The sequence below is a fragment of the Hoeflea marina genome, from assembly GCF_003182275.1.
Taxonomy (GTDB): Bacteria; Pseudomonadota; Alphaproteobacteria; order Rhizobiales; family Rhizobiaceae; genus Hoeflea; species Hoeflea marina.
Map to the genome: position 1 here is coordinate 1098936 of NZ_QGTR01000001.1, position 18270 is coordinate 1117205.

Below are 18270 nucleotides of genomic sequence, written 5' to 3' on the forward strand. Positions count from 1 at the left end.
ATTCGCATCCTGCTTGTCGAAGATGATGACCGCATCCGCAAGGACGTAACCGGCGCACTTAAGGCGGCAGGCTATGTCGTCGACAGCGAGACCGATGGCGAGGAAGCCTGGTTCCTCGGCGACACGGAGACCTATGGCGCCGTGGTGCTCGACCTTGGTCTGCCGCACATGGACGGATTGAGCGTGCTCAAGCGATGGCGTGGGGCGGGTCGCGACATGCCGGTTCTGGTGCTCACCGCCCGCGGCTCCTGGAGCGAACGGGTGGAGGGCATCGACGCGGGCGCCGACGACTATCTGCCAAAGCCCTTCCGCATGGAGGAACTGCTAGCCCGGCTCCGCGCCATCATCCGCCGCAGCGGCGGCCACTCCGCCCCGGTCATCACGGTCAACGGCACCGAACTCGACACCAAGCAGATGCGCCTGACTGTCGATGGTGTCCCCGTGAATTTGTCGCCGCAGGAATACCGGCTGGTGTCCTTCCTGATGCTCAACAAGGGCCGCGTGGTCTCCCAGCAGGAACTCTCCGAACATCTGCAATCTGTGCATTTCGAACGCGAGTCCAACGCCGTCGAAGTGCTCGTCGGCCGCGTCAGGCGCAAGCTGCCGGTGGCGCTGATCGAAACCCGCCGCGGCTTCGGCTACATCGTGCCTGACACAGCGTCCGACGCGCAATGATCGGCCGCACGTCGATCCGCATCCGGCTGCTCGCCTGGGCCGTTGCGGTGGTGGTGCTGGCGCTCATTGTCACCGGGTTCAGTCTTGAAGCCATCTTCACCCGTCATCTCGAACGCCGCATCGGCCAGGAACTCGAAACCCATCTTTCCCAGATCGTGAGCGGTCTCAGATTTGACGCCGAAAGCCGCCTTTCGCTGACGCGCGAGCCGGTGGACCCCCGCTTCACGCGGATTTTCGGCGGTCTCTACTGGCAGGTGAGCGACAGGACCAGCGGTGCGCAACTCAAGTCCCGCTCTTTGTGGGACACCGAGCTTGCCCTGCCGGACGATCATCTGGCGCCGGGTGATGTGCACAGCCACACGATTGACGGCCCCGACAATGGCCGACTGCTGGTCCATGAAGTGCTGGTGGTGCTGGCTTCCGGCAATGGCGATCACAGGCTGCGGGTCTCGGTGGCCATTGACCGCGCTGAAATCACCGCCCTGTCGACCGGCTTTGCCTGGGATCTCGGCGCGGTGCTCGGGCTTCTGGGTCTGTTGCTGATCATAGGCCTGATCATCCAGGTGAGCCGAGGCCTGCGCCCTGTCCGTGCCGTGCTCGACGGCGTCGCGGCGGTTCGCGCGGGAAAGATGCGCCGCATCGATCAGACCAATGTGCCCGAGGAAGTCGCGCCGCTGGTTGATGAGGTCAATGCCCTGCTCGACGCCCAGGACCGCGACATGGTTCGCGCGAGGGATCGTGCCGCGGATCTCGCTCACGGCATGAAGACGCCGCTGACGGCACTCGGTGCCGATATCGATCGCCTGCGCATGCGCGGCCAGACCGATATTGCCGATGACATCGCCGAACTGGCGTTGCGCATGGGCCGGCACATGGATCGTGAACTGGCACGCGCCCGACTCCGCCACGGTCGGGCGGCCGATCCCGTGCCGCTGTCACGGCATGTGGATGCGATACTGCGCACTCTGCGCCGCACGCCGAAAGGCGCGGCGATCGTCCTCGAACAGCGGATCGACGGGCAGCCGACCGTGCTGATCGATCCGGACGACCTGAACGACCTGATCGGTAACCTGGTGGAAAACGCACTTCGCCATGCAAACCGGCAGGTGCTGGTGACCGCGAGCCAAAGCGGCGGCTGGACCACAGTCAGCATACAGGACGACGGTGACGGCATGGACGATGCCCATCTCGCGACAGCGCGGCAGCGCGGCGGCCGACTCGATTCAGGCGGGTCAGGCGCCGGACTTGGCCTGGCAATTGTCGCCGACATTCTCGAGGTTTGCGGCGGCGAGCTTGATTTCGGCCGCTCCCCCTTGGGCGGATTGAATGCGAGCATGACAATTCCGGCGGGAAGCCGGGCCGTCGCTGCCGATACCTGATGGAGGATATGCTGCAGGGCGGCGTGACTCGGCCCCGACCGTCTCGGCGGCTGCCGCAACCGCGCCGCGCGAGGAAGATCTTGCACAGCTCTGCAACGCCGGGCCCTGCGCGCATGGGATGTCCTGGCCGGACCGCAATGATGTGCCAGAATCGAAAACGCCAGCCGCACGGGACCTTGGTCCGGTGCGGCTGGCGTCGAAAACAAGACCGTTAGGTCTTATCAGGCAGCCTGGATCGTCGAGACTGCAGTCTTGCCTGTGCGGCGGTCTTCAGCTGTGTCGAAGGAAACCTTCTGACCTTCAGCGAGACCGCGCATGCCAGCGCGCTCGAGAGCGGTTGCGTGAACGAAAACGTCCTTGCCGCCGTCGTCCGGAGCGATGAAGCCGAAGCCCTTCTGGTCATTGTAGAATTTTACGGTACCGGTCTGCATGTGTATTCCTTTTTACTTCCATCAGGTGTGTGTGGATGCCGGTGCTAGATTTGGCTCCGACAGCCGTATTCATCGAATTCTAGTGAAGTTATTGTGCGAGTCACACCTTTAGGCGGTACCGCGACCAAGTCGTCCGGTCAAAATCGATGGCCCTATGTACACCGGAACCGGGTGCAACACAAGGGCCATGACCAAAAGCGTCAAAAACTATTCAGAATCCCCTCAGATCGCCGGCTGCGCGCGAAGCTGGCGGAAGGAAATCAGCCGTCGCGCCTTCTCGTCCCAGAGAGCCAGCGGCACGCATTTGATGCTCTGCCATAGGGTCAGACGGCCGATCTGCTTGAGCTCGGGAAAATCGCGCATGACCTGCGGCAGCCGATGGAACGGGATCCGGCTGGATAGATGGTGAACGTGGTGGATGCCGATATTGCCCGTCAGCCACATCAGCGGCTGCGGCAGATCGTAGAACGAGCTGCCGTGCAGGGCCGCATGTTCGCGGTTCCAGTCCGGCGTCCGGTCCCAGTGAGTCGGATCGAACTGATGCTGGACATAGAACAGCCAGACACCGATCGAAGCTCCGATCAGCGTGACTGGAAGTTGAATGAGCAGGAACGGCCCTACCCCGATCAACAGCGCCAGCCCGGCCCAGACCACCAGAATGCCGAGATTCGTGGCAATCACATTGCGCAGCGCCGCGCGGTCTTCCTTGAGCGCGCTCAGCGGCAGCCTGTGCTGCAGCAGGAACAGATAGGCAGGCCCAAGGCCGAACATCACCAGCGGGTGGCGATAGAGGCGGTATTTCATCCGTCCGAACCGGCTCAGCGCCAGGTATTCGTCGACGGTAAGCGTGTCGATGTCGCCTATGCCGCGGCGGTCGAGATTGCCGGAGGCGGAATGATGCAGCGCATGTGAACGCCGCCAATAGTCATAGGGTGTAAGCGTCAGCACGCCGAGGGCGCGGCCGACCCTGTCATTCCACCTGGAGGTCGAGAACATCGCTGCGTGGCCGCAGTCATGCTGGATGATGAACAACCGCACCATGAGCCCGGCGGTTGGAATCGACAGCGCCAGGATGGCAAGCTCACTGATGCCGATCAGGGACCACATCAGCACCCACAGCCCCACGAACAGTCCGAGCGTGAGAACGACTTCGAAGCTGGCGCGCCTGTCGTCCGGTGTGCGATAGGGTGCAAGCCGTTGCACCCATAGCTTCGCAGTCGCATCCTTCATCGTATTCCCCTTGTTTAGAGTCTTGGCCGGCCTGGAGGCTCTGACTCCACACCAATGCTGTTGGGCAATAGCACGCGGCAAGGCGAATGGGTTAGGCAATTCGGATACTCACGACATCTTATCGCACAAGCCATTCTATTCATTCCAGAAAATTTGAAGGATGAGCCATATTGCTCATAAAAAATGCCGCCGCTCCGATCGCCTTCCTTGATCGCTTCGATGCAAAGCTTGACGCGCATGCCGGCAGAGAGATCGATTCGGACCTTGCCCGACCGCGCGGTGGCGCCCTTCCCGATGGCACTCGGGGTCCGCTGGGAGGAAGCGGGAGATCGCTGTCGCCGAGATCGGGCCGGCGACCTGCGGCGGCAGGAACAGCCCACCGCCGCCGTTGGTTGTCGATGTCGCCGGTGGCTGCACCCGTGCAGTCGGCCGGCGTGCCCTGAGTGACGCTCAGGCCTCCCCCGTGAAAAGTTCAGCCGCGGCCGAAGAAGTCGCCCTTGCCGACCGGAACGCCGTTGTGGCGCAGGATCGCGTAGGCGGCGGTCAGGTGGAAATAGAAGTTGGGAACCGAGAAGCCCTGAAGATATTGCAGGCCGGGAAAGCTCATGTCCATCGGGCCGACCTTCATGGAAATGATCTTGTCCTCGGCTCCCGCGAAATTCGCCTCCGGCACGCTGTGCAGGAAGTCGCGCACCCTGGCGATCCTGTCATGCAGTTCGGCGAACGTTTCCTCAACGTCGGGGAACGGCGGCACCTCGACGCCACCAAGCCGGGCAACTGCCCCCTTGGCATGGTCGGTGACCAGTTGCACCTGACGCTTGAGCGGCAGCATGTCGGGTGCCAGGCGGTCGTTGAGCAGCACCGCCGGATCGATCTTTCGCTCCGCCGCCCAGGCTTCCGCCTTGGACAGCAGGTGTTCGAGATTGCTCAGCATGCTGCTGTAGAACGGCACGGTCATCGAATACATGGATAGCGTCATGGGATCCCCCGATTGATGCGGCGGGAACCATCTTCCCGCGGCCGGCTGCATGTGGGATGCCTCTCCCTTCGGGGCAAGCGGCGTTCGTGTCAGGAACCGAACTTCTTTGTTTCGCAATGTCGTTTTTGCCTCTTGTGCGGCTGAACCCGATTTCGCAATGTGCGCGCGATTTGCGCAAAGGAGCACTCTATGAAATCCCATGTCAGGGCAGTGGTTATCGGTGGCGGCGTGGTCGGGTGCTCGGTACTCTACCATCTGGCCAAAGCCGGCTGGAGCGATGTCATGCTGATCGAGCGCTCGGAGCTGACATCGGGATCGTCCTGGCATGCTGCCGGCGGCTTCCACACGCTCAACGGCGATCCCAACGTCGCCAAGCTGCAGGCCTACACGGTCAGCCTCTATAAGGAGTTGGAGGAAATCTCCGGCCAGTCCTGCGGGTTGCACCTCACCGGCGGCGTGATGATGGCGGATACCCCCGAGAGGATGGATTTCCTGCGCCTTGTGCACGCCAAGGGCCGCTATCTCGGCATGGAAACCGAGCTCATCACACCGTCCGAGGCCAAGGCGATGTTCCCGCTGATGGACGAGAGCAATTTCGTCGGCGCCCTCTGGGACCCAGTGGAAGGCCATCTCGATCCCTCCGGCACCACCCACGCCTATGCCAAGGCGGCACGCCAGCTCGGCGCCGAGATCGTGCTCAGAAACCGCGTCATCGAACTCACCCAGGAAGTTGACGGCACCTGGAACGTCGTCACCGAGCAGGGCACGGTCAAGGCCGACCACGTCGTCAATGCCGGCGGCCTGTGGGCGCGGGAAGTCGGCCGCATGGTCGGACTCGAACTGCCGGTGCTCGCCATGGAGCATATGTATCTGCTCACCGAAGAAATGCCCGAGGTGCTGGAATTCAACGCCAAGACAGGCCGGGAGCTGGTCGGCGTCATCGACTTCAAGGGCGAGATCTACACCCGCCAGGAGCGCTCGGGCATCCTGCTCGGCACCTACGAGAAAGCCTGCAAGCCCTGGTCGCCGGTCAACACACCATGGGATTTCGGACACGAGTTGTTGGCGCCCGACCTGGAACGCATCGCTCCATCGCTGGAAATCGGCTTCAAGCACTTCCCGGCGATGGAGAATGCCGGCATCAAGCAGGTTATCAACGGCCCCTTCACCTTCGCCCCCGACGGCAACCCGCTGGTCGGTCCCGTGCCGGGCCTGACCAACTACTGGACCGCCTGCGCGGTGATGGCCGGCTTCAGCCAGGGCGGCGGCGTCGGACTGGCTCTGTCGAACTGGATGGTGCATGGCGATCCCGGCGCCGACATCTGGGGCATGGACGTGGCCCGTTATGGTGAATGGGCGACATTGCGCTACACCAACGCCAAGGTTCGCGAGAACTATTCGCGCCGCTTCTCGATCCGCTTTCCCAACGAGGAACTGCCCGACGCGCGCCCGCAGCAGACCTCGCCGCTCTATGACACCATGAAGACCGAGAACAATGCTGTCATGGGCGACAGTTGGGGCCTGGAAACCCCGCTCTGGTTCGCACCGAAGGGCACCGAGGCGATCGACATTCCTTCTTTCCATCGCTCCAACGATTTCGAGCACATCGGCAACGAAGTCCGCAGGACGCGCGAAAGCGTCGGCGTCACCGAGATCTCCAACTTCGCCAAGTATGAGGTAACCGGCCCCGGAGTGCAGGCCTGGCTTACCCATCTGATGACGAACACGATGCCGAAGCCGGGCCGCATCGTGCTCACCCCGATGCTCAACGACAACGGCAAGATCATCGGCGATTTCACCATCGGCAACCTGTCGACGGCCACGCGCGACCGCTACATGATCTGGGGCTCGATCGCCGCCCAGCGTTACCACATGCGCTGGTTCGAGCAGCACATGCCGAAGGACGGCTCGGTGTCGATCCACCGCATCGGCCTCAACCTCGTAGGCCTCTCGATCACCGGCCCCAACGCCCGCAAGGTGCTGGAAAAGCTGACCGACGACGATGTGTCGAACGCCGCCTACCGCTTCATGGACATCCGCGAGATGGACATCAACGGCGCACCCTGCATCGTCAACCGCATCACCTACGCCGGAGACCTCGGCTACGAAATCTGGATGGAACCCTCCTACCAGCGCCGCGTCTATGCCGGCATCAAGGACGCCGGCGCGGAGTTCGACATCGTCGACTTCGGCATGCGGGCGCTGCTGTCAATGCGGCTGGAGAAGAACTTCCCCACCTGGTTCCGCGAGCTTAGGCCGATCTACGGACCCTATGAGGGCGGCATGGAGCGTTTCATCAAGCTCACGAAGAACGACTTCATCGGCCGCGAGGCGGCGGCGAAGGAACATGCCGACGGTCCGAAGCTGATGCGCACCTCCTTCATCGTCGATGCCGTCGACGCCGACGTCATGGGCGACGAGCCTGTCTGGGCGAAGGTCGGCGACACCGACCACGGCACAATCGAGCCGCCGCACGGCTATGGCGCACCGCGCTTCGACGCCGACGGCAGGGAGATTGCCAAGCCGGCAGAGGGCACCATGCGCGACGGTGACTGGCGTGTTGTCGGCTGGATCACCTCGGGCGGCTTTGCCCATTTCGTCGGCCATTCCATGGCGCAGGGCTATATCCCGAGCCAGTTGGCGACGCGGGACGAGACCGGTCTCTTCGAGATCGAGATCCTCGGCATCCGCCGCGCCGCCCGCATCGCCATTGAGCCACCCTTCGATCCCTCCGGCGACAAGATGCGCGGCTGATCTGGAGACCAGGCGGCGACCCGTCCCGCCGCCTGGCCAAGACTTGCAATTAGTTCATTTTCAAAGCAAAAACGTCCCGAGCTGCAAGAGCCTGATGCTGCAGCCGAGCCGGACGAGCGATGATGATGAAAATGCACCTGATCAACCTCCAGCGTCATCACGAGCGCCGGGCAAGAATGCAGCGGATCGGCGCGGAGCTGGGGATCGACTGGCGCATTTTTCCCGCAGTCGACGCTCTTGATCCGCAAGCCGATCTGGCTCGATGGGACCCGGAGGGCATTCTCAATCCGTCGGAGGTTGCGTGCTTTCTCAGCCACCGCCGGCTTTGGCAGGACATTGCCGATGGCGAGGACGCGATGGCGGCGATCTTCGAGGACGATCTGCACATCGCCCCGGCTCTGCGCGACCTGCTCTCCTGCCTCCCCGTTCGCGAGCGCCCGACGATCTACCGGCTCGAATGCGATCCGCTGGTCGTCCGGATCAGGCCGGAGCCTGAGATGACGGTCGGGGGACGCGGTCTGCATCACTATCAGGGCTGGGTGCTCGGCTCGGCCGCCTACGTGCTCAATCGCCCGGCGGCCAGGCTACTGCTGGCCCGCGCCGATCTTGTGCGCCTGCCGGTCGACCTCTTCCTGCACAATTCGCTGGCTGCGGAGGAGGACACGGACATCGACCGCCTTGTCGCAATCCCCTCGCCCTGCATCCAGGACAAGATGCTTGTCTGGCTGCAGGAGGCCGCAAGGCCCGCCACCGGGCTGCGCAAGGCTCTTCGGGAGATCAGGCGTCCCTTCCTCCAGTTCTACTCGATGCTTGGCCGGCAGTTCGGCGCCAGACCGCAGCGGCCCGAAAGCACGCCTGCGCCGCCGCCGACCGCGGATTACCTCGTCACGTCGATCGTGCCCACTCATTTCCGCGACAGGCTGCCGCTGACACGGATGCAGAAAATCGTCCGCGAGGTCGCGAAGCCCTATCAGCGGCTGCGCGAGTCGCGCACGATCCGCCGGGCCGGAATGGTTCGGACAAAAATCAAATTCGGCTGACCGGACGACGTCCGCCCGCAACCCACCCGATTGCCTTCGCCTCGGGCCTGACAAGACCGGTCCGGGATCATCTGCCCACCGCTACTCCGTCACCTTTGCCGTGCTTGCCCTTTTCGCAGTTCGCATGGAAACTTGACGAAGCTGGCCAGAGCGGAGCGCGCCGGGACCGCGGCAGGCCGGTCGGAAAGGTGATGGCATGAAAATGCACCTGATCATCTCGCGCGCCATTCCAAGCGGCTGTCGCGCATGCGGCGCATCGGCTCGAACCTTGGGATCGAATGGGAGGTGGTCCCCGCCACTGACGCGGCTTCGCCCGGTTCCCACCGGAGATCCGCCGACCCCGAAGGACAATTCACGCCCACGGAAGTCGCCTGCTTTCTCAGCCACCGCCGAACCTGGTCGATGATTGCGGACGGCGATGATCCGCTCGGTGCCGTCTTCGAGGACGACATCCATTGCGCCCCGGACCTCAAGGAATTTCTGCAGCAGCTTCCGGCGCCCGACCTGCCCGTCATCTACCGCCTCGAGGCTTCCCCGCTCGTCACCGAGATCAGCCGGCGACCGGATGTACGTGTCGGCAAACGCGCCCTGCATCGGCACCAAGGTGGGTGCTTGGCGCGGCCGCCTAGTGCATGAACCGGCCGGCGGCGAAGTTGCTGCTGGATCAGACAAAAACCCTCTGCGGCCAGGTCGACAACCTTGTCAACGACGCCCATTCACTGGACGTGCATCGCTCCATCCTGCGGCTCGTCAGCCTGCCCTCGCCCTGCATACAGGACCGGAATCTGGGCGATATCCCTTCGGAGCCCTGCCTGCAGGGCTCAATCCTCGACACGCCTGTTCCCCAGCCTGCCCGCCTCACCCCGGTGGAAAAGCTCTGCCGCGAGAGTGCCAGGCCCTTTCGTCGGCTGGCGCGAGCGATCGGCGACCGACGCGCAGGCATGGCCAGGCGACCGGTCGCATTCGGATAGCTGAAATGGATCGACCCGAAAGCCGGCCGCGACGGGCCTGTCCCGGCGCCCGGTTTCAGCCGGCGCGAACCACCGGGTTGCCGGCCTCGGCCAGCTTGGCCAGATCGGCGGGCTTGAGCTCGACCGACTCCCCGCAGCCGCAGGCCGAGGTCTGGTTGGGATTGTGGAAGGTGAACCCTGAGCGCAGCGTCGTGGACTCAAAGCCCATCTCTGTGCCAAGCAGGAACAGCACCGCTTCCGGCGCCACATAGACCCGGGCGCCGTCTCGCTCGATCTTGTCGTCGCGGGCATCGGGCTCGCGCACCAGGTCGATGGTGTATTCCATCCCCGCGCAGCCGCCTTTCTTGATGCCGACCCTGATGCCGGCAGCCGGTCCGTCGGATGACGCCAGCACCGCCTTGACGCGATCGGCCGCAGCCTGCGTCATCGTCATGATCTCAAAAGCCATGTCGTTCTCCATCCGCATGCGGGTTAAAGGCCCGCAGCTTCATGATCAATGTAATGCGCGAGCCTTGTGCGAACAAGGCCGCTCAATACCAGCCGAGTGCAACCTGGGCCTCTTCCGACATGCGGTCGGGGCTCCACGGCGGATCGAAGGTCATCTCGACGGTGACGCCGGAAATACCCTCGACTGCCCCCACCGCGTTCTCGACCCAACCCGGCATCTCGCCGGCCACGGGGCAACCGGGCGCCGTCAAAGTCATCACGATCCTGACCATGCGGTCATCCTCTATGTCGATCTTGTAGATCAGGCCGATCTCGTAGATGTCCGAGGGAATTTCCGGGTCGTAGACGGTTTTCAGCGCGGCGATGATGTCATCGGTCATCCGCGCCAGTTCATCGGCGGGTATCGTCGAAGCCGAAAAGGTGCCCGTGCTTTCCGCGCCGTCAGTGCTGATCGTGTCGCTCATCTCATGCTCCTTCAGCTGAAAAATACGCGCGCCCTGTCAAGCGCGCCTGCCAGTGCGTCCACCTCGCCCCGCGTATTGTAGAGGCCGAATGAGGCACGGCAAGTCGATGTGGCGCCGAAGCGCGCCAGCAACGGCTGGGCGCAATGGGTTCCGGCGCGCACAGCGACCCCGGAGCGGTCGATCAACATCGAGATGTCGTGGGCATGGATTCCCTCGATCTCGAAGGAGAAAATCGCTCCCTTGTCCGGCGCAGTGCCGATCAGCCGCAGCGCATTGATCCCGGACAGCCGCTCCTGTGCATAGTCGCGCAGGTCCGCCTCGTGGGCGGCGATGGCATCGCGGCCGAGCCCTTGCATGTATCTGAGCGCGGCACCCAGTCCGATCGCCTGCACGATCGGCGGCGTGCCCGCCTCGAACCGGTGCGGCGGATCGTTGTAGGTCACGGCATCCTCGGTCACCTCGACGATCATCTCGCCGCCGCCCATGAACGGGCGCATCGCCTTCAGCCGCTCGGTCTTGCCATAAAGAACGCCGATGCCGGAGGGACCGTAGAGCTTGTGGCCGGTCATCACATACCAGTCGCAATCGATGTCCTGCACGTCGACCGCCATGTGCACCGCCGCCTGGCTGCCATCGACAAGCACGGGAATGCCGCGCTCGTGGGCGATGCGGCAGACCTCCTTGACGTCGACAACCGTGCCCAGCACATTGGACATGTGCGTGATCGCCACCAGTTTCGTGCGGTCGGTGAGCTTGGCGCGGAAATCATCGAGATCGAACACGCCCTGATCGTCCACCGGCGCCCAGACCAGCTTGGCGCCCTGGCGCTCGCGCAGGAAATGCCACGGCACGATATTGGAATGATGCTCCATGATCGTGATGACGATCTCGTCGTCCGTGCCGATGGTGGGCATGGCATGGCCATAGGCTACGGTGTTGATGGCTTCGGTGGTCGACTTGGTGAAGATGATGTTGTCGACCGAGGGTGCGTTGAGGAAGCCGCGCACGGTCTCGCGCGCCGCCTCGTAGGCGTCGGTTGCCGCGTTCGACAGGAAATGCAGGCCACGATGCACATTGGCGTATTCGTTGGAATAGGCGTGCGTGATGGCGTCGATCACCACCTGCGGCTTTTGCGCCGAGGCGCCGTTGTCAAGATAGACCAGCGGCTTTCCGTGCACCTGCCGCGACAGGATCGGGAAGTCCCTGCGGACCGCCTCGACATCATAGCCCGACATTGGATTCGGATTGTCAAGCATGGGCCGCAAGCCATTGTTCGATCATCGTTTCCAGAACGCCGACCAGCTCCTCGTTCTCCAGTTCCCCGACCAGTTCGTCGACAAAGCCGTTAACGAGAAGGCCACGCGCCGTGCTCTCGGAAATGCCGCGCGCCATCAGGTAGAACAACTGCGTGCGGTCGATGTCGATGACGGTGGCGCCATGGGCGCAGACCACGTCGTCGGCAAAGATTTCCAGTTCCGGCTTGGCGGCGAATTCGCCGTCGTCGGACAGAAGCAGCGTGTTGCAGGCCATCTGCGCGTCGGTCTTCTGCGCCGCCTGCGCCACCTTGATCTGCCCCTGGAACACGCCGCGGGCCCGGTCGAGCACCACATTGCGGACGATCTCCGACGAGGTGGTGTTGGGCACGTCATGGCCCAGCGTCAGCGTCACGTCGGTGTGGCTGTCGCCTGCCAGCAGGTTGATGGTGCGAAGGTTGAAATGTGATCCCTCGCCGGCAACCTCTATATGGATCTCCTGGCGGATGAGCTTGCCGCCGGCATTGACGATGAACAGGTTGAGCCGCGAATTGGCGCCCAGCCTGGCATTGAGCTGGCCCAGATGCTGGTCCTTGTCGCCGCGCTGCTGCACGATGATCCAGGTGACCTCGGCCCCCGCGCCCAGGTCGACGCTGCTGATCGAGCTTGAAAAGCCGCTGCGCTCGTGGGAGCCGAGATGGCGCTCGATCACCGTCGCGGTGGAATTCTGGCCGAAGCTGGCGGGAAAGCGCGTGTGCGCCTGCCCGCCGTTCTGGACCGCCTGCAGTTCGATGATGTCGGCGATGACTGTGTCATCGGCGACTTCAAGGCAGAAGCCATCGGTGACAAAGGCGCCATTGAGCCGGCCGATGACATCATCATCGCCGCGTGTCCTGAGCAGCTTGGCCGCGTCACCCGACGCCAGCATGTCCATGAACGGCCAGATCTCGCAGCCCTCCACAGCCTGTGGCGCATTGGCCGATCCTTGCAGCACCGGCAAAACCGTGCTGGCGCCGACAAGCGGCCGCGCCGCATCCACCAGCCCGGTGTCCATGTTCGGCACGATCTTCATCTGCGCCTTGAGGTCGGTGTAGTGCCAGGCCTCCATCCGCCGGGTCGGAAGACCGCCGGCACGAAACTCCGACACCAGCCGGTCACGCGCCGAGGTCACGGAGGCGTCGCCGGGGAAATCGCCCACCCGGGCGAGGAAACCGTCGATGATGGCCTGTTCGGCCAGCGTGTGGGTTGGTTTGGTCTGCATGTCCATGCTCATCTCTCCTGGCTTTCCTGGTCCTGCACGTGCCGGTTCAGGCAGCCGCCTCGATGATCTGTGCGTATCCGTCGGCCTCGAGTTCAAGCGCCAGATCCTTGTCGCCGCTCTTGATCACCTGGCCCTTGTAGAGCACATGTACGGAATCGGGCACGATGTACTCCAGCAGGCGCTGGTAGTGGGTGATGACGATGACGGCGCGATCGGGCGAGCGCAGCGCGTTGACGCCGTCCGAGACGATCTTCAGGGCGTCGATGTCCAGACCGGAATCTGTTTCGTCGAGCACGCACAGCTTCGGGGCCAGCAGCTTCATCTGCAGGATCTCGGCGCGCTTCTTCTCGCCGCCGGAGAATCCGACATTGAGAGGGCGCTTGAGCATCTCCGGGTCGATCTTCAGGTCGCCGGCGGCTTCCTTGACCAGCCGGATGAACTCGGGCGTCTTGAGTTCGTCCTCGCCGCGGGCCTTGCGCTGCTCGTTCATGGCCACCTTGAGAAACTGCATGGTGGCGACGCCGGGAATTTCCACCGGGTACTGGAAGGCAAGGAAGATGCCCTTTGCGGCGCGTTCGGAAGGCTCCAGCTCAAGGATCGACTCGCCGTTGTAGAGAATGTCGCCATCGGTGACTTCGTAGTCGCTGCGGCCGGCCAGAATGTAGCTCAGGGTCGACTTGCCGGAGCCGTTCGGCCCCATGATGGCGGCAACTTCGCCCGCCTTGACCGTGAGGTTGAGGCCGCGGATGATTTCCGTTTCGGTGCCGGTGATCCTGGCGTGAAGATTGCGTATTTCAAGCATAATGTACCTCTTTGCGGGTCATGCCCCACGTTCCGGCGGCGCCACCGATGCCCATGAGGCCGGCGATGATGCCGAGATTCTTCGAAAACAACTGGAACTGGATCGATGCGGCGTCCCCGCTAAGGTTCCAGAACCCGTGCAATATGACATTGACCAGCGTCACATAGACGATCAGGCCAATGGCCGCCCACCGCACCAGACGGTTGGCGATCAGCGCCATGCCGCCGGCGAACTGGCTGGCGGCGGCAAACCAGACCCACGGCAGCGGATGGGCGAAGCCGGCAGAGCCAAGCATCTTCACCATCGTCGCAGTGGCCATCAACTTCAGCACCGCCGAACCCACGAAGAACCCGCCGAAGGCCAGCCGCGCCGTCGCGACCATGGTGGCGCCGTTGCCGTCGGGACCGGTCGCTGGAGGCCGGGTCATCTCAAGACCCGATCAGCGACTTGAGCAGCGGCAGCAGCGTTGCCGCCACGATCCCGACACCTGCTCCGATCGCGAGCCGCAAGGCTCGTCCGCCAAAGGACGGCGCAAGCGCCGACAGCGAGCCGCAGATGGCGGCATACCAGACGATCGCGGTCGCATCGATGCTCATGCTGCAGCTCCCTGAAGCAACAGGACCGGCCCGGCCCCGTCAGTCGTCGTCGTTCTGCAATCCCTGCAAGCGCCGCGCGATGGATGCGAGCTCCATGCGAGCCTTTGTCAGTTCGGTGCTCAGCACCGCATCGGAGGTCGTCGAGCCGCGCGAGATGGCTTCCAGCAGGCCATCGATCGACCCGCCGAGATCCTTGTAGCGCTTCTTGAGCTTGTCGAGCTCCGCCTTGGTTTCCTTGGCAACCATTACCCCACGCTCCCCTCGAGGCTGATCCCGATCAGCTTTTGTGCTTCAACTGCGAACTCCATCGGCAATTGCTGGATCACGTCGCGGACGAAGCCGTTGACAATCAGCGCGATGGCCTCTTCCTCGGGAATGCCGCGCGCCAGGCAGTAGAACAGCTGGTCCTCGGAGATCTTGGAGGTTGTGGCTTCATGCTCGAACTGCGCCGAGGCGTTCTTGGCCTCGATGTAGGGCACCGTGTGGGCGCCGCATTCGTTGCCGATCAGCAGCGAGTCGCACTGGGTGAAGTTGCGCGCGTTCTCGGCCTTGCGGTGGGCCGAGACCTGGCCGCGATAGGTGTTGTTGGAGTGACCGGCGGAAATCCCCTTCGAGATGATCCGGCTCGATGTATTCTTGCCCAGATGGATCATCTTGGTGCCGGAATCCACCTGCTGATAGCCGTTCGACACCGCGATGGAGTAGAACTCGCCGCGCGAATTGTCGCCGCGCAGGATGCAGGACGGATACTTCCACGTGATCGCCGAGCCGGTTTCGACCTGGGTCCAGGAGATCTTCGAGTTCTTGCCGCGGCAATCGCCGCGCTTGGTGACGAAGTTGTAGATCCCGCCCTTGCCGTCCTTGTCGCCGGGATACCAGTTCTGCACAGTGGAATACTTGATCTCGGCATCGTCCATCGCGATCAGCTCGACGACGGCCGCATGCAGCTGGTTCTCGTCGCGCTGCGGCGCCGTGCAGCCCTCGAGGTAGGAGACATAGGCGCCCTCCTCCGCGATGATCAGCGTGCGTTCGAACTGGCCGGTGTTCTTCTCGTTGATCCGGAAATAGGTCGACAGTTCCATGGGGCAGCGCACGCCCTTCGGAATGTAGACGAAGGACCCGTCGGTGAACACCGCCGCGTTGAGCGTGGCATAGTAGTTGTCGGTGGTGGGCACGACCGTCCCGAGATACTTCCTGACCAGATCGGGATGCTCGCGCATCGCCTCCGAGATCGACATGAAGATCACGCCGGCCTTCTTCAGCTCTTCCTTGAAGGTGGTCACCACCGAGACGGAATCGAACACCGCGTCCACGGCGATCTTCGACTGCTGCACGCCGGCAAGCACTTCCTGCTCGCGCAACGGAATGCCCAGCTTTTCATAGACCTTGAGGATCTCGGGGTCGACATCGTCGATCGATTTCGGGCCCGGCGAACTCTTAGGGGCCGAATAGTAATGAATGTCCTGGAAGTCGATCTTCGGGTAATGCACCCGTGCCCACGTCGGCTCCTCCAGGGTGAGCCAGCGCTTGAACGCGTCGAGACGCCATTCCAGCATCCACTCGGGCTCGTTCTTCTTGGCCGAAATCAGGCGGATCGTGTCCTCGGTCAGCCCCTTGGGCGCCAGGTCGGATTCGATGATGGTTTCAAAGCCGTATTTGTACTGGTCCACGTCGATGAGACGGACCTGGTCGATGGTTTCCTGCACCGCAGGCATGGCGTACTCCAATCTCGCCGGGTCAAGGCCGGCAGCTTGTTACGTCTGGCGATGGCCCGAAGGCTTGACCGCTATGTAATGCGCAACTTGGTTGTGCGCTACCGCTGTCGTGAAAAAAGTCCCTTTCACGACAGCCAATTGGTTTCAGGCGGCATGCGCTCCTGGCTGCCTGGAGAGCCGTCTCGAATTGATCGTCTCGAATGCTGCCAGGAACCTGTCGACATCGCCATCCGTCGTCGAATGGCCGATGCTCACGCGGATGGCGCCAAGCCGGTCGTCGGCGCCCATGGCGGCCAGCACATGGCTGGTCCCGACTTTGCCCGACGAACACGCCGAGCCCGCCGATACAGCGATTCCCTCCATGTCGAAGCCGATCTGCGAGGTTTCCGCCTTCAGCCCCGGCAAGGAAAAGAAGATGGTGTTGGCCAGTCGCTCGGCCTCGGCGCCATGGATGATCACATCCGGCGCCAGCGCCCGGATTCGGGCTTCGATCCTGTCACGGATGACGCGCAGGGTTGCGGACGCCGCCGCCTCCGCCATGGCCTCGATGGCCGCGGCGCCAAAGCCGATGATGGCTGCCGAATTCTCGGTGCCGCCGCGATGGCCCTTTTCCTGGCCGCCGCCACGGATCAGCGGCGCGGGCATCAGGATCTCGCCGGAAGCGACCAGCGCGCCACAGCCCGCCGGTCCGCCGATCTTGTGCGCCGATACAAACAGGAAATCGGCCCCAAGCTCGCTCAGCGACAGAGACATGCGCCCGGCGCCCTGCACCGCATCGACGACCACCAGGCCCTGACGGGCATGCACGATGCGCGCCGCCTCGGCCACCGGCTGAATGACACCTGTCTCGTTGTTTGCAAGCTGAAGGGCCAGCATCGCCTGGCCCTGAGCCGCATCATGGGTCGACAGCGCCACGTCAAGCGCATCAAGATCGAGCCGGCCGGCGGCGTCCACCGGCAGCACGGTCACGGCGTCCGCGGGAAAGCGGCCACCGGAGAGCACGCAGGGATGCTCGACGCCCGAGACATAGAGATGGGCGATCTTCAGCGCGGCGCGGCCCATGCGGTAGTCGGGCGAGAGCGCCAGATTGGCCGCTTCCGTCGCGCCGGATGTGAAGGTGACGCGTGCCGGTGTCGTGCCGCACAGATCGGCGACAGCCTGCCGCGCCCGGCCGATCATGGCGCGCATGGCCCGGCCTTCGGCATGCACCGAGGACGGATTGCCCGTCATCGACAGCGCCGCGATCATGGCATCGCGCGCAGCCGGCCTGAGCGGGGCTGTCGCGTTGTGATCCAGATAGACGCGGGCGTCGGCCATCAAATCCTCATGCTGTTGCGCATCGGAAGCGCCGAATGCGCATTTTCCTTGAATTTTCCGTCCGGCTTGCCGTATGACACACACTTCCAGCGATCAACGCTGCAGTTTCGAACGATTCTAAACTAGGTTCTAGGGAGCCGTCCCGCCGCCGTCAAGAGCGCGGTCATCACCGCCCCCGGGTCAGGCCGATTTCGCCCTGGCCGCAGAACCCCTGCCATTGGAGCGCGAATGCCTGAAGTCATATTCAACGGACCTGCCGGACGCCTCGAGGGGCGCTACCAGCCGGGCAAGGAAAAAAACGCGCCCATCGCCATCATCCTGCACCCGCACCCTCAGTTCGGCGGAACCATGAACAACCAGATTGTCTACAATCTGTTCTACATGTTCCAGCAGCGCGGCTTTACCACCCTGCGCTTCAACTTCCGCTCCATCGGCCGCAGCCAGGGCGAATTCGATCATGGCGCGGGCGAGCTCTCCGATGCCGCCGGCGCGCTCGATTGGGTGCAGAGCCTGCATCCGGATTCGAAGGCCTGCTGGGTCGCCGGCTATTCCTTCGGTTCCTGGATCGGCATGCAGCTTCTGATGCGCCGTCCCGAGATCGAGGGCTTCATCTCGATCGCGCCGCAGCCCAACACCTATGACTTCGCCTTCCTGGCGCCCTGCCCGTCCTCGGGCCTGATCATCCATGGCGATGCCGACAAGGTGGCGCCGGAGAAGGACGTCAACATCCTCGTCGAGAAGCTCAAGCTGCAGAAGGGCATTCTCATTACCCAGAAGACGATGGCCGGCGCCAACCACTTCTTCACCGGCAAGGTCGACGAGCTGATGGCCGAATGCACCGACTATCTCGACCGCCGCCTGGCCGGCGAACTGGTGCCCCAGGCCAACGCCAAGCGCTTGCGCTGAGACGCTTCAGGTCGGCGAATGCAAACGGCCCGCGGCTTGCGCCCGGGCCG

General features: G+C 63.4%; 19 protein-coding genes and 1 pseudogene. 7 read left to right on the forward strand and 13 right to left on the reverse strand.

Translation table 11 applies throughout. The annotated features are described in order from the left end of the window. Together DFR52_RS04930 and DFR52_RS04935 are read left to right on the forward strand one after the other, a co-directional pair. Nucleotides 1-675 (forward strand): response regulator transcription factor, encoded by a 675-nt coding sequence (locus DFR52_RS04930; protein WP_110030747.1) that lies wholly within the window; start codon nt 1-3, stop codon nt 673-675. After that, nucleotides 672-2054, forward strand: coding sequence for a sensor histidine kinase (locus DFR52_RS04935; protein ID WP_110030748.1), 1383 nt, complete (start codon nt 672-674; stop codon nt 2052-2054). The genes DFR52_RS04930 and DFR52_RS04935 overlap by 4 nt, the downstream gene beginning before the upstream one ends. Before the next feature lie 221 nt (nt 2055-2275). Here the strand turns inward: DFR52_RS04935 and DFR52_RS04940 are convergent, their stop codons facing one another. The 3 genes from DFR52_RS04940 to DFR52_RS04950 all read right to left on the reverse strand — a co-directional run bounded on the left by DFR52_RS04940 (nt 2276) and on the right by DFR52_RS04950 (nt 4694). Further along, nucleotides 2276-2485: a cold-shock protein gene (locus DFR52_RS04940; protein ID WP_110030749.1), complete on the reverse strand. Its 210-nt coding sequence runs from the start codon at nt 2483-2485 to the stop codon at nt 2276-2278. A 222-nt stretch (nt 2486-2707) separates the two neighbouring features. Beyond that, nucleotides 2708-3715 (reverse strand): fatty acid desaturase, encoded by a 1008-nt coding sequence (locus DFR52_RS04945; protein WP_110030750.1) that lies wholly within the window; start codon nt 3713-3715, stop codon nt 2708-2710. A gap of 472 nt (nt 3716-4187) precedes the next feature. After that, nucleotides 4188-4694: a DUF1993 domain-containing protein gene (locus tag DFR52_RS04950; protein WP_110031139.1), complete on the reverse strand. Its 507-nt coding sequence runs from the start codon at nt 4692-4694 to the stop codon at nt 4188-4190. A 189-nt stretch (nt 4695-4883) separates the two neighbouring features. Between DFR52_RS04950 and DFR52_RS04955 the strand changes: the two genes are divergently transcribed. The 4 genes and pseudogenes from DFR52_RS04955 to DFR52_RS04970 all read left to right on the forward strand — a co-directional run bounded on the left by DFR52_RS04955 (nt 4884) and on the right by DFR52_RS04970 (nt 9459). Next, complete coding sequence (locus tag DFR52_RS04955) at nt 4884-7448, forward strand: GcvT family protein (RefSeq protein WP_110030751.1); 2565 nt, start codon at nt 4884-4886, stop codon at nt 7446-7448. A 131-nt stretch (nt 7449-7579) separates the two neighbouring features. Next, the gene (locus tag DFR52_RS04960) at nt 7580-8488 is read left to right on the forward strand and encodes a glycosyltransferase family 25 protein (protein ID WP_210205763.1); all 909 of its coding nucleotides are present in this window, start codon (nt 7580-7582) and stop codon (nt 8486-8488) included. Nucleotides 8489-8722: 234 nt separating this feature from the next. Further along, nucleotides 8723-9124: pseudogene (locus DFR52_RS04965) on the forward strand (glycosyltransferase family 25 protein); the annotation flags it as partial. Beyond that, the gene (locus DFR52_RS04970) at nt 9121-9459 is read left to right on the forward strand and encodes a hypothetical protein (protein ID WP_110030754.1); all 339 of its coding nucleotides are present in this window, start codon (nt 9121-9123) and stop codon (nt 9457-9459) included. The pseudogene DFR52_RS04965 and the gene DFR52_RS04970, both read left to right, overlap by 4 nt. A gap of 55 nt (nt 9460-9514) precedes the next feature. Here DFR52_RS04970 and sufA read toward each other — a convergent pair whose 3' ends face one another. The 10 genes from sufA to DFR52_RS05015 all read right to left on the reverse strand — a co-directional run bounded on the left by sufA (nt 9515) and on the right by DFR52_RS05015 (nt 17314). Continuing rightward, entirely contained in the window at nt 9515-9907 is a 393-nt protein-coding gene (gene sufA / locus DFR52_RS04975; RefSeq protein ID WP_110031140.1) for a Fe-S cluster assembly scaffold SufA, read from the reverse strand. Nucleotides 9908-9989: 82 nt separating this feature from the next. Further along, nucleotides 9990-10370 (reverse strand): SUF system Fe-S cluster assembly protein, encoded by a 381-nt coding sequence (locus DFR52_RS04980; RefSeq protein WP_110030755.1) that lies wholly within the window; start codon nt 10368-10370, stop codon nt 9990-9992. An 11-nt stretch (nt 10371-10381) separates the two neighbouring features. Continuing rightward, entirely contained in the window at nt 10382-11626 is a 1245-nt protein-coding gene (locus DFR52_RS04985; protein ID WP_110030756.1) for a cysteine desulfurase, read from the reverse strand. Further along, complete coding sequence (gene sufD, locus DFR52_RS04990; RefSeq protein ID WP_110031141.1) at nt 11619-12890, reverse strand: Fe-S cluster assembly protein SufD; 1272 nt, start codon at nt 12888-12890, stop codon at nt 11619-11621. Before sufD ends, DFR52_RS04985 begins: the two co-directional genes overlap by 8 nt. 40 nt (nt 12891-12930) lie before the next feature. Beyond that, nucleotides 12931-13686 (reverse strand): Fe-S cluster assembly ATPase SufC, encoded by a 756-nt coding sequence (gene sufC / locus DFR52_RS04995; RefSeq protein ID WP_110030757.1) that lies wholly within the window; start codon nt 13684-13686, stop codon nt 12931-12933. Next, the gene (locus tag DFR52_RS05000) at nt 13679-14113 is read right to left on the reverse strand and encodes a DoxX family protein (RefSeq protein ID WP_110030758.1); all 435 of its coding nucleotides are present in this window, start codon (nt 14111-14113) and stop codon (nt 13679-13681) included. The genes sufC and DFR52_RS05000 overlap by 8 nt, the downstream gene beginning before the upstream one ends. 1 nt (nt 14114) lies before the next feature. Next, nucleotides 14115-14282 carry a hypothetical protein gene (locus DFR52_RS24570; RefSeq protein WP_170132213.1) on the reverse strand — a complete coding sequence of 56 codons (168 nt, stop codon included), beginning with the start codon at nt 14280-14282 and terminating at the stop codon, nt 14115-14117. A gap of 39 nt (nt 14283-14321) precedes the next feature. Then, nucleotides 14322-14528 carry a hypothetical protein gene (locus DFR52_RS05005; protein WP_110030759.1) on the reverse strand — a complete coding sequence of 69 codons (207 nt, stop codon included), beginning with the start codon at nt 14526-14528 and terminating at the stop codon, nt 14322-14324. Then, the gene (sufB, locus tag DFR52_RS05010; protein WP_110030760.1) at nt 14528-15997 is read right to left on the reverse strand and encodes a Fe-S cluster assembly protein SufB; all 1470 of its coding nucleotides are present in this window, start codon (nt 15995-15997) and stop codon (nt 14528-14530) included. Before sufB ends, DFR52_RS05005 begins: the two co-directional genes overlap by 1 nt. 144 nt (nt 15998-16141) lie before the next feature. Continuing rightward, nucleotides 16142-17314: a cysteine desulfurase family protein gene (locus tag DFR52_RS05015; RefSeq protein WP_110030761.1), complete on the reverse strand. Its 1173-nt coding sequence runs from the start codon at nt 17312-17314 to the stop codon at nt 16142-16144. A 228-nt stretch (nt 17315-17542) separates the two neighbouring features. On the opposite strand from DFR52_RS05015, the gene DFR52_RS05020 reads away from it, so the two are divergent. Then, nucleotides 17543-18220 (forward strand): alpha/beta hydrolase, encoded by a 678-nt coding sequence (locus tag DFR52_RS05020; protein ID WP_110030762.1) that lies wholly within the window; start codon nt 17543-17545, stop codon nt 18218-18220. Nucleotides 18221-18270 lie beyond the last annotated feature (50 nt).

Bases quoted from the DNA above. Each gene is read 5' to 3' on its own strand.
- DFR52_RS04935 (WP_110030748.1), top strand. From the start codon at position 672: ATGATCGGCCGCACGTCGATCCGCATCCGGCTGCTCGCCTGGGCCGTT.
- DFR52_RS04940 (WP_110030749.1), bottom strand. From the start codon at position 2,485: ATGCAGACCGGTACCGTAAAATTCTACAATGACCAGAAGGGCTTCGGC.
- DFR52_RS04945 (WP_110030750.1), bottom strand. From the start codon at position 3,715: ATGAAGGATGCGACTGCGAAGCTATGGGTGCAACGGCTTGCACCCTAT.
- DFR52_RS04950 (WP_110031139.1), bottom strand. From the start codon at position 4,694: ATGACGCTATCCATGTATTCGATGACCGTGCCGTTCTACAGCAGCATG.
- DFR52_RS04955 (WP_110030751.1), top strand. From the start codon at position 4,884: ATGAAATCCCATGTCAGGGCAGTGGTTATCGGTGGCGGCGTGGTCGGG.
- DFR52_RS04960 (WP_210205763.1), top strand. From the start codon at position 7,580: ATGCACCTGATCAACCTCCAGCGTCATCACGAGCGCCGGGCAAGAATG.
- DFR52_RS04970 (WP_110030754.1), top strand. From the start codon at position 9,121: ATGAACCGGCCGGCGGCGAAGTTGCTGCTGGATCAGACAAAAACCCTC.
- sufA (WP_110031140.1), bottom strand. From the start codon at position 9,907: ATGGCTTTTGAGATCATGACGATGACGCAGGCTGCGGCCGATCGCGTC.
- DFR52_RS04980 (WP_110030755.1), bottom strand. From the start codon at position 10,370: ATGAGCGACACGATCAGCACTGACGGCGCGGAAAGCACGGGCACCTTT.
- DFR52_RS04985 (WP_110030756.1), bottom strand. From the start codon at position 11,626: ATGCTTGACAATCCGAATCCAATGTCGGGCTATGATGTCGAGGCGGTC.
- sufD (WP_110031141.1), bottom strand. From the start codon at position 12,890: ATGGACATGCAGACCAAACCAACCCACACGCTGGCCGAACAGGCCATC.
- sufC (WP_110030757.1), bottom strand. From the start codon at position 13,686: ATGCTTGAAATACGCAATCTTCACGCCAGGATCACCGGCACCGAAACG.
- DFR52_RS05000 (WP_110030758.1), bottom strand. From the start codon at position 14,113: ATGACCCGGCCTCCAGCGACCGGTCCCGACGGCAACGGCGCCACCATG.
- DFR52_RS24570 (WP_170132213.1), bottom strand. From the start codon at position 14,282: ATGAGCATCGATGCGACCGCGATCGTCTGGTATGCCGCCATCTGCGGC.
- DFR52_RS05005 (WP_110030759.1), bottom strand. From the start codon at position 14,528: ATGGTTGCCAAGGAAACCAAGGCGGAGCTCGACAAGCTCAAGAAGCGC.
- sufB (WP_110030760.1), bottom strand. From the start codon at position 15,997: ATGCCTGCGGTGCAGGAAACCATCGACCAGGTCCGTCTCATCGACGTG.
- DFR52_RS05015 (WP_110030761.1), bottom strand. From the start codon at position 17,314: ATGGCCGACGCCCGCGTCTATCTGGATCACAACGCGACAGCCCCGCTC.
- DFR52_RS05020 (WP_110030762.1), top strand. From the start codon at position 17,543: ATGCCTGAAGTCATATTCAACGGACCTGCCGGACGCCTCGAGGGGCGC.